Here is a 15,430-nt window from a genome sequence, read left to right on the forward strand (position 1 = left end):
GGTGGTCTCCCGCGACGAGCTGGTCGGCCACGCTGCCCCGCGTGCCGGCACCTCGTCCCGCGCCCTGGTGACCACCACGAGCCCGCCGGTCCTAGTCAATCGTCGAGACCAGCTTCTGCAGCTCCCGGTCGAAGTCGATCCACAGGTCCTCCTCGCCCGGCTGGACGACGTCGTAGGAGGCGTCCAGGAACTCCGCCACGTCCTCGGCGACGGCGCTGAGGATGGCGAACCCCGTCGGCGCGTTCAGCTCGACCAGGACGCGCTCCGGGTCGTCGGAGGCGGGCCGGACGAGGATGTCGCCCTCACCGGACGGCGTCAGCAGGCCGTCGGCCAGCAGGTCGCGGGCGAACATCCACTCCACGCGGCCGGAGCCGGTGAAGAAGAGGACGGCGACCGCGTAGGGGTCCTCCGCGTCGTAGACGAGCTCGGCCTCGACCGGGGCGGGAGCCGCTCCGGGGGCTAGGAGCTGAAAAGTCGTCCGCGTGGTGACCTTCAGGTTTCCGTTGTTCATGTCGATGTCCTTCTCGGGCTGTTCTCCAAGTCCGCTTACAAAGAGGAGACGGCCGAGCGGCCCGATAAGGACGCAATTCGTCTCGGATCCATCCTATTGGGGGAGACGTACGTCTCACCGGTCAGCGTTTGACCAGGTCGCGCGTCTCGTTTGGTGAGATGGTCCGGCCGGTCGAGACGGGCTTGCGGCGGGTCAGCGCGACGCCCACGAGCACCACCAGCATGCCGATGACGACCCTCGCGTTGAGCTGCTCGCCGAGGAAGACCGCTCCGAGGAGCACCGAGACGACAGGCAAGAGGTAACCGACGGTGGTCGCCGTCGTGGCGCCCTCGTCGGCGATGACGCGGTAGTTGAGGATGAACGCGACGCCGGTGCCCAGGACGCCCAGGACCGTGACGGCGACGATGCCCACCCAGTGCAGGTGCAGCGGCTGCAGGCCGCCGAACGGCAGGGCGAGCAGCAGCATCCCCATCGCTGTCGTCAGCTGCATGGCGGCGAGCTGGGTCGAGGTGGCACCGGTGCCGACCAGGAAGCGGCCGGCGTAGGAGTAGCCGACGGCGTAGCTCGCGGCGCCGATGAGGCAGAGCACCGCGCCCCAGCTCGCGATGCTGTCGGCCGACTGCCACGGCGCGAAGATCAGCAGCACGCCGCCGAAACCGAGCGCGAGACCGAGGACGCGAACCAGGTTGCTGATTCTTTCGCTGCCGAGCACGAGGCCGATGGCCAGCGCGAAGAGCGGCGTCGTGGAGTTGAGCACCCCGGAGACGCCCGAGTCGACGGTCTGGCCGCCGAACGCGAAGAGCGTGAACGGCACGGCGCTGCCGAAGAAGGCCACGAACAGCATGTGCGCCCAGATCCCGCGCTCACGGGGCAGCGTCATCCTCGCCGTGGCGAGCACGACGAACAGCACGACCGCTCCGAAGAACGTCCGCACGAGCGAGATCTGCAAGGGGGCCAGGCTGCCGAGCGCGAGCTTCATCCACAGGAAGCTGGATCCCCACAGCAGGGCGAGCACGCCCATCCTGATCAACGTTCCGCGTTGGTTCACGGGTCCACCATGCGCCTGGACACGCGTGAAAACAATTTAATTGTGGTGGGAAACCTTTAAGCAGCGCTGTACGGTCGAGGCATGCTGGACGTGCGTCGCATGCAGGTTCTCCGAGCGGTCGTGACCACGGGCTCCATCACCGCGGCCGCGACCAACCTCGGCTACACGCCCTCCGCCATCTCGCAGCAGGTCGCGGGCCTGGAGAAGCAGGCGGGCCTGCCGCTGCTCGAACGGGTCGGCAGGGGTGTGCGGCCCACCGCCGCCGGTCGTCTGCTCACCGAGCACGCCGGGCGGCTCGCCGAGCAGCTGGCCGAGGCCGAGAGCGCCCTCGCGGCGTTGCGCAACGGCTGCGCCGGCACGCTGCGCGTCCGTTACTTCGCGACGGCGGGAGCGGCGCTCGTGCCGCCCGCGGTGGCGACGTTCCGGGCGGAGCGGTCGGGCGTCGAACTCGACCTGAAGCTCACCGAGCCCTACGACCCGTTCGAGGAGCTCGCCGCGGGCCGCGCCGACGTGGCGATCACCGTCCTCGAACCCGGTGACCCGGCGCCGGAGGGCGTGATCGCCCGCCACCTGCTCGCGGACCCGTTCTACGCCGTGCTGCCGCGAGGCCACGCGCTGGCCCGCAAGCGCGTGCTCGACCTCGGCGAACTGGCCGACGAGCCGTGGATCGACGCGGACTGCGGTGCCACCGGCCCATGCGCGAACCTCGTCACGAACGCGTGCGCGGGAGCCGGGTTCGCGCCCAAGGTCGCCGTGGAGAGCGACGACTACGCGACCGCCCAGGGCTTCGTGGCGGCCGGGCTCGGCGTCACGATCATCCCGAGGCTCGGCCTCGGCTACGCGCATCCGGGCGTCGTGCTGCGCAAGGTGCGCAATCCCGAGCCGGTGCGGCACATCCACGTCGTCTACCGCGAGGACGCCGCGTGGAACCCCGCCGTGGTGAGCCTGGCGGAAGCGCTCGAGAAGGCCGCGCGGGCCAGCTGACCCGCGCCTCCTAGGCGCTGCCGAACGGCTTGTCGTAGCTCAGCAGGAAGTTCGGCGAGCGCCACTCCAGCGAGACCTGACGTTGGATGGACGACTTCGAGCCGTCCTTCTTCTCGACTTCCAGCGTCACCACGAAGTAGTAGGGCTGCCGTTCCTCGACGCTGGTGACCTTGCTCTTCTTGATGGCGCCCCAGAAGGTCCGGAAACCGTCCATGCCGCCGGGGTACTGGCCGTGGAAGTTGCCGTTGCCCATCGCCCAGGCCTCGTCCGGCTTCTTCGGGGCGAGCTCGAAGTAGTCCTCGACCAGGGTCTTCTTGTCACCGTCGGTCGGGGTCTCGGTCCACTGGCCGGCCTTGCCCGACGACTTGGGCGGCGTCGACTGCTCCGTCGGGTCGTTGCCCTGCGTCTGCTGGGTCGAGGTGCTCGCGCCCGCGTTGTTGTTCTGGCCGTTGCCGCCGCTGCCGTTCGAGATCATGCTCGCGAACATGATGCCGATGACCGCCGCCGCCACGATGGCGAGCGCGGTGTAGACGGTCGACTTCTTGCTCTTCGTCGCCGACGACAGCGCCGCGGGTCGTGCGGGCTTCGGGCGCTGCGAGTACTGGGGTGCGGCGGCCGGGCGGTGGTTCGACGGCTGCTGCTGCGTGGACACGGCCCGCGGCGGCGTGTGCATGTCCACCCGCGTCGCGTTGAGCGGCGGCGGTGGGGTCGGCTGGGCGTGCTGCGGCGGGAGGGCCCGCGTGGCGGCCTGCTGCTGCGGCTGCTGCACCGGGGCGCCGCGCCACGACGGCGGGTGGCTCGGTGCGACCACGGCGGGCGTGAAAGCGGGGATGGCCTGGCCGTTCGCGACGGCGGCGAGCGCGTCGCGGGCCTCGGCCATGGTCGGCCGGTCCTCCGGCTCCGCTCTCAGCAGGCGCATCAGCAACGCGGTCAGCGGGCCGGCGTTGCGCGGCGGGTTGACCTTGCCGGAAGCGACCTTGTGCAGCAGCGCGATGGTGTTCTCGCTCAGGCCGAACGGCGGCTCGCCCTCGATCGCCGCGTACAGCGTGGAGCCGAGTGAGAACACGTCGGACGGCGAGCCGGGGTCGTAGCCCTTGGCCACCTCGGGGGCGAGGTAGGCCGGGGTGCCCGCGAGCATGCCCGTCGCGGTGACGGTGACGTCACCGGTCGCGCGGGAGATGCCGAAGTCGGTGATCTTGACGGTGCCGTCGTCACCGAGGAGCACGTTGCCGGGCTTGATGTCCCGGTGCACGATGCCCGCGTTGTGCGCGGCGGCGAGCGCGGAGGCCACCTGCATGCCGATCGAGGCCACGTCGCGCGGCGGGAGCGTGCCGCGTTCGGACAGCACCGCCGAGAGGCTCTTGGACGGCAGGTACTCCATCACGAGCCACGGCTGGCTGTCGTCCTCGGCCACGTCGTACACGGCGACCGCGTGCGGGTGCTGGAGACGCGCGGCGATCCGCCCCTCGCGCATGGCCCGTCGCTTCGCCTCGTCCGTGTCGGCTTCGGCGAGTCCGGGCTGCAGGAGGAGTTGCTTGACCGCGACGGTGCGGTGCAGGCGTTCGTCGTGTGCCGTCCAGACGACGCCCATGGCGCCGCTGCCGATCCGCTGGCTCAATCGGTAGCGACCAGCGACCAATCGGCCATCGTCGGTCACAGTTGCTCCCCGCTGTGCGGTCACTTGCTCTCTGTTTAACGGCTGGTCACACCTTCGGGTTCAGATCACCCATCGGTGCGGGTACCCACCTTACGAGATTTCTACGGCGCAACGACGCTCAGCCCGCCGGAGGCGGCGGGACGCTCGAACTCACCGGCGGCCTTGTCGTGGTCGTCGTGGTGGTGGTCGTCGTAGTTGTCGTTGTCGTAGTAGTCGTCGTCGTAGTGGTGGTTGTAGTAGTAGTCGTTCTCTGAGCAGACGTCGTTTCCTGCGTCGTGGTTGCCTGAGCCGTGGTGGTGGTCACCTCGGGCGGCGGGCCCTCCGTGGTCGTGGGCACCACCGAGGACGAGCTGACCGGCGGCGCGGACGGCGTCTTGCCCTGCTCCTTGTTGAACACGCCCAGCACGACCATCAGGCCACCGATCACCAGCAGCAGTGCCAGCACCACCGCGGCGATCATCAGCGGCCTGTTGTCCGGACCCGGCCGGTCGACGGGAACCACCGGAGGGGCCGTGCGGGGCGGCGAGGTGCGCACCGCCGCGGCCACCGGGCGGACCACCCGGGTCCGGTCGGGCTCCACGACCGTCGTCGGATCGGGACCGTCGACCGGCACCGGCAGGCCGCTGAACGACGGCGCCATCCCGTGGGCGACGGCGTTGAGCAGCTCGCGCGCCTGCGACATCGTCGGCCGGTCGTCCGGCTCGAAGTTCAACAGGTACAGCAGCGTGTCGGCCAGCGGGTGGTCCACCGTCGGCGGGTTGATCCGCCCGGCCGCGACGGCGTGCAGAACACCGAGGGTGTTCTCGCTCACTCCGTAGGGCGGTTCGCCCTCCATCGCGGCGAACAGCGTCGAACCGAGCGAGTAGACGTCCGAGGCCGGCGTCGGGTCCTGGCCCCGCGCGATCTCCGGCGCGAGGTACGCGGGCGTGCCGGCGATCAGGCCGGTCTTGGTGACCGTGATGTCGTCGGACGCGCGCGAGATGCCGAAGTCGGTGATCTTGACGACGCCGTTCTCGGCGATCAGCACGTTGCCCGGCTTCACGTCGCGGTGGACGATCCCGGCCGCGTGCGCCGCGGCCAGCGCCGCCGCGCACTGGGTGCCGACGCTCGCGACCTCGACCGGGTCCATCGGCCCGCCCTCGGCCAGCGCGTCGGCGAGGCTGTAGGACGGCAGGTACTCCATGACCAGGCACGGGACGCCGTCTTCCTCGACGACGTCGTACACGGCGATGGCGTTCGGGTGGTGCAGCTTCGCGGCGATGCGGCCCTCGCGCATGGCGCGCTGGATGGCCTCGTCCTGCTCGGTCTCGTCGAGACCGGGCGCCAGCAGCAGCTGCTTGATCGCCACCTCGCGGCCGAGGCGTTCGTCGTGGGCGCGCCAGACGATGCCCATCGCACCGGAGCCGATGCGGTCGAGGAAGCGGTAGCGGTCGGCGATCAGGCGGCCGTCCGAGGTGTCGGACGTGGTCACGAGACCGCCAAGCCGGTGCTCGACAGCGTGAAGGCGGCTGCGGCAGCAGATCCCACGCTCGTGCTCCTCGTGCGGTAGTCAGCGGGTCGTCGCGAATGCCCGCACAGGGTACCTGCCGAGGGCCAGCGCCGAGCTACCTGTCGTACGTCAGTTCGCCGGGGCGAAGAAGTCGAATCCGCCAACGGTGTCGCCCACGGTGTTGAGGACCGGGTCGAGCAGGCCGAGGTCGATGCTCACGTCGACCGGGTTGGACGGGGTGGGCAGCGCGTCGGAGCTGGGCGGCGGCGCGGGCGTGCTGCTGCTCGGCGGGGTGGTGGAGGACGAGCTGGGCGGCGGCGCGGGCGTCTCGCTCGACGGCGGCGTGCTCGGCTGGCTGGTCTCCGTGGACGTCGAGGGCGTCGTCGTGGCGGGCGGCGTCTGCGAGGTGGGCTGCTGCGTCGGCTGCGTCGGCTGCTGGGCCTGCGTCGGTGCCTGCTGCTGCGCCGGGCGCTGCGGCTGGGCCTGGACGTACGGCGCGACGCGCGTCGTCGGTGCGGCCGAGGTCGGGGCGGCCTGCTCGGTCTCGGTGGTGTCGGCCTGCTGGGTCTTGTTCGACGGCAGCTTCACGACACCTCCGGTGCCGGAGCTCGCGCCGCGCGCCTGGGCGCGCTCGTCGAACCGCACCTCGGCGAGCGGGCGCTCGTCGGGGGAGGACAGCCACGAGGACGCGGCGAACGCGACGGAACCGCAGAGGACCACGCCACCGCTGGCCGCGGCGGCCAGCTTGCCGACGGTGAACCCGCCGCGCTGCGTGTCGTCGGCACGGCCCTCACGACGCAGCAGCTCGGTGATGTGCAGCTCCTTCAGGGGCTGCTTCTTCGGCTTGCCGCCGGACGCCTTGACGGGCTTGAACTTGACCGTCGGCTCGAAGGCCTCGGGGGTGATGTCGTCGGTGATCACCGGGATCTCCACGGTTTCCGCCTCGCGGCGGGCGATCAGCTCGGCGACGGACAGCTGGCCGGTCGACTCCGCCGACCCGTTCAGCCGCCGACGATGGTCCTCAATCGACACCGCTCGTTCACCCTTCCAAGTTCGCGTTTGCGCACTGGCGGAAACATGGATACCGAATCGTGACCCAAGATGTAACCCCTATGGGGGAATTTTCACGGTTGGAACCCAGTTTCCGCGACAAGCGGTCACCGTTCGACTGCGAACGGCGTTCCCACTTGGGTGCGGCCTAACTCCGTTGCGCCGAAAGGACCTCGGTGCCGATGATCCGGGGCTGCGTCGTGTCGGTGAGCCAGAAGAGCTGTTCGATGCGCAACCAGCCGCCGTCGAGCTCCTGCATCGACACGACCGCGAGCACCGACCCGTCCGGCCGCACCGACGTCTGGTCGACGTTCACCAGCTTGATCATGCTCCAGGAGTCGACGAACTCCTCCGGGTCCGCGCCGACCAGGTCCGGGGACAGCAGCTTGGCCGCCGCGCTCGGCTTCGTCGTGAGCAGCTCGTAGAACCGCTTCACCACGTCGACCTGCGGCTGGGGGCCGACCGCGACCTCCGGCGTGGCCGGTTCGGACGTCTCCAGCAGCAGTGCGGACGGCTCCGGCATCGGCGCCGCGGCGGCCGCGTCGGGCTGCCTCGGCGCACGCTCGTCCGGCAGCTGCGCGGACAGGACGTCGGGGCGCAGCGCGCTCGAGCCGGACAGCGCGACCGGACGTTCGGAGACCGGGATGCCGTTGTTCGCCGGGCCCCTGCTCGCGAGGACCGCGGCGCCGGTGATGGACGAGACCAGGACGACCGCGCCGGTGAGCAGGCCCACGGCCCTGGCGGTGTGGCTGGACCTGGTGCGGCGGCGGCGACCGGGCACGGGCGGGATCACGGCTGTGGCCGCCGTCGTGTTCTCGGTCGGACCGAGCAGTGATGCGACGAGAGCATCGGTGGCGGCCTCCTCGTTGGCGAGGATGCGCATCGGGCCAGGCTGCTGCTTTATCAGCTCAGCCACGCTGATCGAGCCGGCGCGGGTGTGTCTCCGCCCGGTCGTCGCGGGACGCTGCACTGCTCAGGTCCTCCGTACTTTCCGTGGTCGCCCGAATACGTATCGTGGCTTCGCGTGAACATGCCAGCGTCCGGCTGAACTTCATCCGTTCGTGGCGGTCAGCGGCGCTCGGGATTCGCTCGAGGCGCTACTCACTACATTCGGTCGCACCGGGCATGACCTTGAGCGACTTCAGTCGCCGGTCTTCAACCGTTCACCGTTGATCAGCGGCAGGTCGCCGGGGGTGAAGGTGAGCTCGCGCTTCTCGGTGCTGACCGTGCCGTCCTTCTTGGTCATCCGCAGCAGGCTGACGGTGAGGCCCTTGCTCGGGTCGACCAGGATCTCCTTCACCTCGATCAGCGAGATGTCGGCGAGCCTGCCCTCCAGCAACACGTCCCCGTTCGACCGCACGGGGTCCGTCGTCAGGGCGAGCGCCGTGTCGGCGTTCGTCGCCATCGCGCTGTAGAAGCTCTCGGTCTGCTCGGCGATCTTGCCGCCGTCGACGACGGGGGCCTGGGTGACCGGCACGGTCGTGATCACGGGCGGGAGCGTCCCGGACGGCGGGGCGACCGGGGCGGACGCGCGGCCGCTGGTGCCCGGTGCGCTGGACCCGCGCCCCGTCCCCGGCGCTGGCGCGACCCTGCCGGTGTCCGCGGGCGACGGCCTGGTGCCGGTGGCCGAGGGGGTCGTGGTCTCGCCCGTGGACAGTTGCGAGATCAGCGGCACGTCCGACGGGTAGCCGGGCAGGCCCACCGTCTCGACCTCGCCGCCACCGCCGACGAGCTTGGCCGCCGCGACGCTCAGCCCGACGAGGACCAGCACCGAGGAGACGACGGCGAACCAGGCCGCGCGCTTCCACGTCCGCGGCGGCGTGACCGAGGCCGGCACCAGGCCGATGTTGAACTTCCCCAGCCCGTCGGTGTCCAGCAGCAGGTCGGTCCGGTGGCGGCGCGGCAGCGGGATGCGGTCGCCTCCGGCGACGGGTCGCGGTGGTGCGAGCCCGTCGACGAGGCGATGTTTGCCCGGCAGTTCGTCCATCCCGACACCCCTCTGCGACGCGACCAGGGTAGGGCCGTCCGGAGGTGCCGAACCAACCGAAAGGAGGTGTTCAGGACGAGTGGCACTCTTTTGTGTGAAGCCGCTAGCGGGGCGGGAGCTGCGCTTGGCCGCTGTTCAGCTGCTTGTGCGTCTTCTGCACGCCGTTGAGCGCGATCAGGCCGCTGCCGCCCGCGACGGCCGCGCCGATCACGTCCGCGGCGAGCGGGTCGCCGTTGGTGATCAGCAGGCCGATCGCCGCGCCCGCGGTCGTGGCGATCGCGGTCTTCCAGCGGCTGCGGACGAACTGCGAGACAGGTGCTCCGGCGAGGCCCTTCTTCGTGGCGGCCGAGCCGAGCAAGCCCAGGTAAGCGTCGTGCGCCAAGGCGGCGAGCAGGCCGGCGATGGCGATCAGTGCGGCGATGAGGCCCATGACTCCAGTGTGCCCCCGGATTTTTTCGGTGGACCATCCGTGATCGCCCTGATATCCGAATCGCGTGGACATGTTCTGGCACGACGACTGCCTCGAGCACGACGCCGGCGAGGGCCTGTGGGAGCTGCCGGGCTCCTGGCCGTGGCTCGACGTGGCCGAGCCGCACCCGGAGAACGCGGCGCGGCTGCGGACGTTCCGACACGCGCTGACGCACGGTCCTGTGGCGCCGCACCTGAAGTGGCACGAGGGCAGGCATGCGTCCGTGGACGAGCTTCTGCGCGTGCACACGGCGGGCTACTTGGACTCGTTGCGGGTGTCCGAGCGCGTGGCACTGGACGTGAACACGGTCGTGGGGCCGGAGACGTGGCGCGCGGCGTCAGCGGCGGCGGGCACGGCGTTGGCCGCACTGGAATCCGGCGCACCGCTGGCGTACGCGCTCGTGCGGCCGCCGGGACACCACGCGCAGCCGGACACGGCGGACGGCTACTGCTTCGTGAACAACGCGGCGCTGGTCGCGGAAACCGCGCGACGCCAGGGGATGCGGGTCGCCGTGCTGGACTGGGACGTCCACCACGGCAACGGCACGCAGGAGGTCTTCTACGACCGCGCCGACGTGCTGACCGTCTCCGTGCACATGCGGCACGGTTCGTGGGGCACGAACCATCCGCAGACGGGCGCGCCGTCGGAGGTGGGCGCCGACGGCAGGAACGTGAACATCGAGCTGTCACTCGGTGCGGGCGACACAGCCTACCTGCGCGCGCTCGACGAGATCGCTTTCCCTCTGCTGCGCGACTTCGAGCCGGACCTGCTGGTGTGCGCGTCCGGGTTCGACGGGTCGGCGTTCGACCCCAACGGCCGCCACAACCTCACGGCGGCCGGGTACCGCGAGATCGGCCGCAGGGTGGCGTCGTCCGGCCCGCGCGCGGTGCTCACCCAAGAGGGCGGCTACCTGCGCGGGTACTCGGCGCTGTGCCTGCACGCCCTGGTGGAGGGCCTGCTGCGCCTGCCGGAGCCGTTGCTCGAGGACCCGCTCGCCTACGTGCCCGACGACACCCGGCTCGTGGACGCGGACCTCGCGCACGTCAGGAAGGCGCTGGAGCCTTTTTGGCCCGGCGTCCTGTGACGCCGGGCCGGGCTCTGCCTACCTGCCGAGCGGGCCGCGGCCCATCTTGAGCAGGGTCAGCGCGAGGTCCTTGCCCTCGGGGCCGAGCGGCTTGTAGCGGTTGAGCACGTCGATCTCGCGGTTGTGCACGATCTTCGTGCCGCCGGCGGCCATCCGCGCGGCGCCGATGATCTTGGAGATCTCGACGCGCCGCTGCACGAGGCGCAGTATCTCCGCGTCCAGGTGGTCGATCTCCTCGCGCAGTTCGTTGATGTCCGGCTCGGTGGTGGTGTCCGTCATCGGTCGACCTCTCGACTCTGCGAGCCCTGGCCCGGAAGCAGCGAAGCCCCGGTGTCCGAGGACTCCGGGGCTTCGTGGTGGCTTTGTCGGCGCTAGACGACCACGGGAGCCGGAGTCCGGATCCCGTAGAAAAACTCGAAGAACGTCACGCGCACGGACCCAGTGTCGCACAGAACCTCGGGCGCCTGCCAAGTCCGCGCGGTGAGTGCGCTCACCAGGTGGGAAGCGCTACCGGTCGTCGTCACGTCCACGCCGAGGCGAACGGTCGTGAAGCAGTCCACGCCGGTCATCAGTTCGTGATCGACACCGGCACCTGATCGAACACGTGGTCGGGTGGTACCGGATTCGTCGGTGCCGCCCGGTACCGTGGATGGACGATGAGCGCCTTGTTCGACTTGCCCTCAAGTCCCCCCGTTTCCCGCGCGGGCCACCTGCTCGACGACCTGAACCCCGCGCAGCGTCGTGCCGTGGAGCACGCCGGCTCACCCCTGCTCGTGGTGGCGGGCGCCGGCTCCGGCAAGACGCGCGTCCTGACCAGGCGGATCGCGTACCTGCTCGCGGCTCGGGACGTGCACCCCGGCGAGATCATGGCCATCACGTTCACGAACAAGGCCGCCGCCGAGATGAAGGAGCGCGTCGCCGACATGGTGGGCGCCCGCGCCCGCTCGATGTGGGTGTCGACGTTCCACTCGATGTGCGTCCGCGTCATGCGCCGCGAGGCGAAGACCCTGGGCATGTCGTCGAACTTCTCGATCTACGACAGCGACGACACGCGGCGCCTCATCACGCTCGTGGCGCGCGATCTCGACCTGGACCCGAAGAAGTACGCGGCCCGCACCCTCGCCGTGCACGTCTCGAACCTCAAGAACGAGCTCGTCGACCCGGAGACCGCCGCCGCCCAGGCCGCGAACGACCTGGAACGCCGCGTGGCCGAGGTCTACGCGGTCTACCAGCGCCGCCTGAACGAGTCGAACTCGCTCGACTTCGACGACCTCATCATGAGGACCGTCGAGCTCCTGCAGACGTTCCCGGACGTGGCCGAGCACTACCGCCGCCGCTTCCGCCACGTCCTGGTGGACGAGTACCAGGACACGAACCACGCGCAGTACACGCTGGTGCGCGAACTGGTCGGCAAGGCGGGCGGCGAGATCCCCCCGGCCGAGCTCTGCGTGGTCGGCGACGCGGACCAGTCCATCTACGCCTTCCGCGGCGCCACGATCCGCAACATCGTCGAGTTCGAGCGCGACTACCCGGAAGCCACCACGATCCTGCTGGAGCAGAACTACCGCTCCACGCAGAACATCCTGACGGCGGCGAACGCGGTCATCTCCCGCAACCCGAACCGCCGCGACAAGTCGCTGTGGTCCGACCTCGGCGAGGGCGAGAAGATCGTCGGCTACGTCGCCGACAACGAGCACGACGAGGCGGCGTTCGTCGCGAACGAGATCGACCGCCTGGTCGACGGCGGCGAGGTCAACAACTCCGAGATCGCCGTCTTCTACCGCACGAACAACCAGTCGCGGGTCTTCGAGGAGATCTTCATCCGCCTGGGCCTGCCGTACCGGGTCGTCGGCGGCGTCCGCTTCTACGAGCGCCGCGAGGTCCGCGACGCCCTCGCCTACCTGCGCACCCTGGCGAACCCGGACGACACGGTCTCCCTCCGGCGGATCCTGAACGTCCCGAAGCGGGGCATCGGCGAACGGGCGGAAGCCTGCGTCTCCGCCTACGCCGAACGCGAGCGCATCAGCTTCGCCGCGGCCCTGCGCGACCTCGACCGCGTCCCGATGCTGAACCCGCGCTCCCGCAACGCCATCGCGGGCTTCGTGGAGATGATGGACGAGCTCGGCGAGATGGTCGCCCGTGAGGACGACGTCGCCGACATCCTCGAAGCCGTCCTGGAGAAGTCCGGCTACCGCACCGAGCTGGAAGCCAGCGAGGACCCCCAGGACCACACGAGGGTCGAGAACCTCAACGAACTGGTCACCGTCGCCCGGGAGTTCACCGAGCTGGAGCTCCCGGAAGGCGCGGAACCGGTCCCGTCGCTCCCGGCGTTCCTGGAACGCGTCTCCCTGGTGGCCGACGCCGACTCGATCCCGGACGCCGAGTCCGACGGCGTCGTCACCCTGATGACCATCCACACGGCCAAGGGCCTCGAGTACCCGGTCGTCTTCAGCACGGGCTGGGAAGACGGCGTCTTCCCGCACATGCGAGCCCTCGGCGACCCGGCAGAACTGGCGGAAGAGCGTCGCCTGGCCTACGTGGGCATCACCCGTGCCCAACGCCGCCTCTACCTCTCCAGGGCACTGGTCCGCTCGGCGTGGGGCCAGCCCTCGGCCAACCCGGCCTCCCGCTTCCTCGGCGAGATCCCCCAGGACCTCATCGACTGGCGCCGGGTGGAACCCTCCCGCTCGGCCCCGGCAGCCGCCACCACCTGGGGCCGCTCGGCCTCCGGCGGCATCGCCTCCCGAGGCCTCTCCCGCCCGGCCCCGGGCAAGGCGGGCTGGAAGGACGCCCCGGCGATGAAGCTGGAGGTGGGCGACCGGGTGACCCACGACAAGTACGGCCTCGGCCGGGTGGTGGCGGTGGACGGCGCGGGCCTGAGGGCCACGGCCACGATCGACTTCGGCGGCTCGGGCACGGTCCGCCTGATGCTGATCGGCAGCGTCCCCATGACCAAGCTTTAACCCCCCACCTCACACCACACGGCAGCCCGCCCGCCGTCGCGCCCAGGCCCGAACGCCGCCGCGACACCGCAGGCGGGCTGCTCGCCGTGTCGCGAGCCTCGGTGGGCGGGGCCGTGCTCGGCACGTTGTGCGTCAGGCGCAGCTCACCTCTGGACTCGCGTCAGCACGGAGGGCCCGCCGAGGACGACTTGCGGAACCGCCACGCCCCGAAAACCCATCCTGACCAGCCAAGACCCCCGATCGGATGAACCGAGAAAAATCCGGGAAAACCGGCGCAACGATCGCCGGCCTCGTACGTCTATGTGGGTGTCGCAAGCAGCACAGCCGACGGAACGTTCGGGGCGGTCCGGGGCGCAGAAGGGCAGCGTGCGACCAAGGGGAGCGAAGGGACGGCGGGGGCCCAACTTCGCGGCGAGGTGTGGCCGGACCGAACGGGAGAGCGGTCCGGCCACGCTGTCCTTCCAGACTTTCGAAGCTTTCCCCACCTCACGCCGAAGCAAGCCGCACAACCCCATAAGCGCAGCTGGGACCCGGCAGGAGAGCGACGCGGAAGGCGCTGCGGACCGAGCGAACCGAGCCGCTGGCCCTCGAGGGTCCGGAAATTGTCAGACCCCCGGAGCATCATCAACCGCATGAGGCCACGACCCCGGCGGGAGAGCTCACGATGGACCACGTACTGGCCGGCGCCCTGCACGAACGTGTGTTCGCAATTCTCGGCGAGCTGGAATGCCGCCAGGACTCCCCGGCGGCCAGGATCCTGGCCGAAGCGTGGCGGGCCGTCCTCACCCACCACAGGCAGACCGGGAGCGGGTCCTGCGAGGCCTGCGGCCCGCGCTGGCGCAGGCACATGTGCTCGGTCTGGCGGGTGGCCGCGGCTTACTTCGTCCGCTCGGCGCTGTAACGAACCGGCATCGCCGCGACGAAATGGTGGCATCGGCGAAATAGGGCGCGACGGCGTGAAGTTGACCCGGAAGTGAGCCCCGACCGCAACCGCGCCACTGGCGCGCAACCCGAGCCGACACCGCCAGAACGGAACCGCAGCACCACCTGAACCCGGCCAGAACGCCACTGGAGCCGAACCGGAGCGGCACCACAGCGGTGCTGGAGTGGCTCCTGAGCCACGAGAGCCGCCTGAGGCCGTCGAACCACCCCGACCCCACCCCGTGAGGTGGCCGGGCAGCCGAAGACGCCTCACAACGCGGCTGAAGCCGTGTTTCAGGGAGCCGGTACCGGGAACAACTGGATCAGACGGTCACGCCGCGCGCGTTCAGCCAGGGCAGCGGGTTGATCTTCTGGCCGTCCGGGTTCCACACCTCGAAGTGCAGGTGGGGGCCGGTGGAGAAGCCGCGGTTGCCCATGCGGGCGATCTGCTGACCCGCCTTGACCTGCTGGCCTTCGCGGACGCCGATGGTGTCCATGTGGCCGTAGACGGTGATGGTGCCGTCGGGGTGCTGCACGCGGACCCAGAGGCCGAAGCCGGAAGCGGGCCCCGCCTCGATCACGACGCCGTCCGCGGCGGAGACGATCGGGGTGCCGATCGGGCCGGCGATGTCGATGCCGAGGTGCATGGTGCCCCAGCGGCCGCCGTAGCCGGAGGTGAACTCGCCGGCGGCGGGACGGAAGAACTTCGGGCGCTTCTTCTCGGCCTCGACGGCCTCGCGCTCGGTGGTGAGCTGCTGGCTGCGCAGGAGCTTGGCGGCCTCGGCGGAGCCCTCGGACGTGGTCTTGGAGACCGCGAGGATCTGCGGAGCGGCGGCGGTGTCGCCGCCCATGCCGTCGAACGTGGCGGCGCCGTCGGAGTGGTTCGCGAGCTGCACGTCCGTGCTGTCGCCGGCGGCAGCCTGGCCGATCTGGCCGGCGCCTGCCGCGGCGAAGGCACCTACTGCGACAGCGGCGACGACGATGCGTCCGCGCAGCGCCGACGGTGGTGGGGGGAGCCGGTGGGAGCCGACGGTGCGCGTCGAGGCGCGGTCGACTGCCTCTTCAAGCGCAGCACTGCGTTCATGGCCGCCGGGGGAGCGGTGGTGACTCAAAGCTTGCCCTTCCGCCTTCGGGGAGCCTGATCGGGGTGGACGCCGGGCGGGGGATCCCGGTGAGTCAGGATTCGGGGTTCTGACTCGGTGTCCTTCTGTGATCAGACCGTGACAACGGACCGGGGGACAGTAACGGCGGCGAGCCTCGAAGGGCA

Annotated in this window: 14 protein-coding genes; 4 read left to right on the top strand and 10 right to left on the bottom strand. The window is 70.4% G+C overall.

Annotated elements, in window-relative coordinates:
• Positions 1 to 91: 91 nt before the first annotated feature.
• The gene (locus BLQ91_RS01660) at positions 92 to 511 is read right to left on the bottom strand and encodes an SsgA family sporulation/cell division regulator (protein WP_090094769.1); all 420 of its coding nucleotides are present in this window, start codon (positions 509 to 511) and stop codon (positions 92 to 94) included.
• Between the two features lie 121 nt (positions 512 to 632).
• Positions 633 to 1,559, bottom strand: a complete 927-nt coding sequence (locus tag BLQ91_RS01665; RefSeq protein WP_245732962.1) for a DMT family transporter — start codon at positions 1,557 to 1,559, stop codon at positions 633 to 635.
• Between the two features lie 81 nt (positions 1,560 to 1,640).
• On the opposite strand from BLQ91_RS01665, the gene BLQ91_RS01670 reads away from it, so the two are divergent.
• Positions 1,641 to 2,543 (top strand): LysR family transcriptional regulator, encoded by a 903-nt coding sequence (locus tag BLQ91_RS01670; protein ID WP_090094771.1) that lies wholly within the window; start codon positions 1,641 to 1,643, stop codon positions 2,541 to 2,543.
• Between the two features lie 10 nt (positions 2,544 to 2,553).
• Here the strand turns inward: BLQ91_RS01670 and BLQ91_RS01675 are convergent, their stop codons facing one another.
• The 6 genes from BLQ91_RS01675 to BLQ91_RS01700 all read right to left on the bottom strand — a co-directional run bounded on the left by BLQ91_RS01675 (position 2,554) and on the right by BLQ91_RS01700 (position 9,156).
• Positions 2,554 to 4,134, bottom strand: coding sequence for a serine/threonine-protein kinase (locus tag BLQ91_RS01675; protein ID WP_425412433.1), 1,581 nt, complete (start codon positions 4,132 to 4,134; stop codon positions 2,554 to 2,556).
• A 184-nt stretch (positions 4,135 to 4,318) separates the two neighbouring features.
• A complete protein-coding gene (locus tag BLQ91_RS01680) occupies positions 4,319 to 5,671 on the bottom strand; it encodes a serine/threonine-protein kinase (RefSeq protein ID WP_245732963.1) in 1,353 nt (450 codons plus the stop codon).
• A gap of 147 nt (positions 5,672 to 5,818) precedes the next feature.
• Positions 5,819 to 6,721: a hypothetical protein gene (locus BLQ91_RS01685; RefSeq protein WP_090094773.1), complete on the bottom strand. Its 903-nt coding sequence runs from the start codon at positions 6,719 to 6,721 to the stop codon at positions 5,819 to 5,821.
• Positions 6,722 to 6,887: 166 nt separating this feature from the next.
• Entirely contained in the window at positions 6,888 to 7,622 is a 735-nt protein-coding gene (locus BLQ91_RS01690; protein ID WP_090094774.1) for a hypothetical protein, read from the bottom strand.
• Positions 7,623 to 7,880: 258 nt separating this feature from the next.
• Positions 7,881 to 8,726: a hypothetical protein gene (locus tag BLQ91_RS01695; protein ID WP_090094775.1), complete on the bottom strand. Its 846-nt coding sequence runs from the start codon at positions 8,724 to 8,726 to the stop codon at positions 7,881 to 7,883.
• A 103-nt stretch (positions 8,727 to 8,829) separates the two neighbouring features.
• The gene (locus tag BLQ91_RS01700) at positions 8,830 to 9,156 is read right to left on the bottom strand and encodes a hypothetical protein (RefSeq protein ID WP_090094776.1); all 327 of its coding nucleotides are present in this window, start codon (positions 9,154 to 9,156) and stop codon (positions 8,830 to 8,832) included.
• 70 nt (positions 9,157 to 9,226) lie between these two features.
• Here BLQ91_RS01700 and BLQ91_RS01705 point away from each other — a divergent pair, with 70 nt between their 5' ends.
• Positions 9,227 to 10,279 carry an arginase family protein gene (locus tag BLQ91_RS01705; protein ID WP_090095912.1) on the top strand — a complete coding sequence of 351 codons (1,053 nt, stop codon included), beginning with the start codon at positions 9,227 to 9,229 and terminating at the stop codon, positions 10,277 to 10,279.
• 18 nt (positions 10,280 to 10,297) lie between these two features.
• On the opposite strand, the gene BLQ91_RS01710 is transcribed toward BLQ91_RS01705, so the two are convergent.
• Complete coding sequence (locus tag BLQ91_RS01710; protein WP_090094777.1) at positions 10,298 to 10,558, bottom strand: chorismate mutase; 261 nt, start codon at positions 10,556 to 10,558, stop codon at positions 10,298 to 10,300.
• 377 nt (positions 10,559 to 10,935) lie between these two features.
• Between BLQ91_RS01710 and pcrA the strand changes: the two genes are divergently transcribed.
• Positions 10,936 to 13,242: a DNA helicase PcrA gene (gene pcrA / locus BLQ91_RS01720; protein ID WP_090094779.1), complete on the top strand. Its 2,307-nt coding sequence runs from the start codon at positions 10,936 to 10,938 to the stop codon at positions 13,240 to 13,242.
• Between the two features lie 664 nt (positions 13,243 to 13,906).
• Positions 13,907 to 14,143, top strand: coding sequence for a hypothetical protein (locus BLQ91_RS01725; RefSeq protein ID WP_090094780.1), 237 nt, complete (start codon positions 13,907 to 13,909; stop codon positions 14,141 to 14,143).
• Positions 14,144 to 14,486: 343 nt separating this feature from the next.
• On the opposite strand, the gene BLQ91_RS01730 is transcribed toward BLQ91_RS01725, so the two are convergent.
• On the bottom strand, positions 14,487 to 15,275 hold the full coding sequence (locus BLQ91_RS01730) for a M23 family metallopeptidase (RefSeq protein WP_090094781.1): 789 nt from the start codon (positions 15,273 to 15,275) through the stop codon (positions 14,487 to 14,489).
• Positions 15,276 to 15,430 lie beyond the last annotated feature (155 nt).

The sequence above is a fragment of the Lentzea jiangxiensis genome, from assembly GCF_900104175.1.
Taxonomy (GTDB): Bacteria; Actinomycetota; Actinomycetes; order Mycobacteriales; family Pseudonocardiaceae; genus Lentzea; species Lentzea jiangxiensis.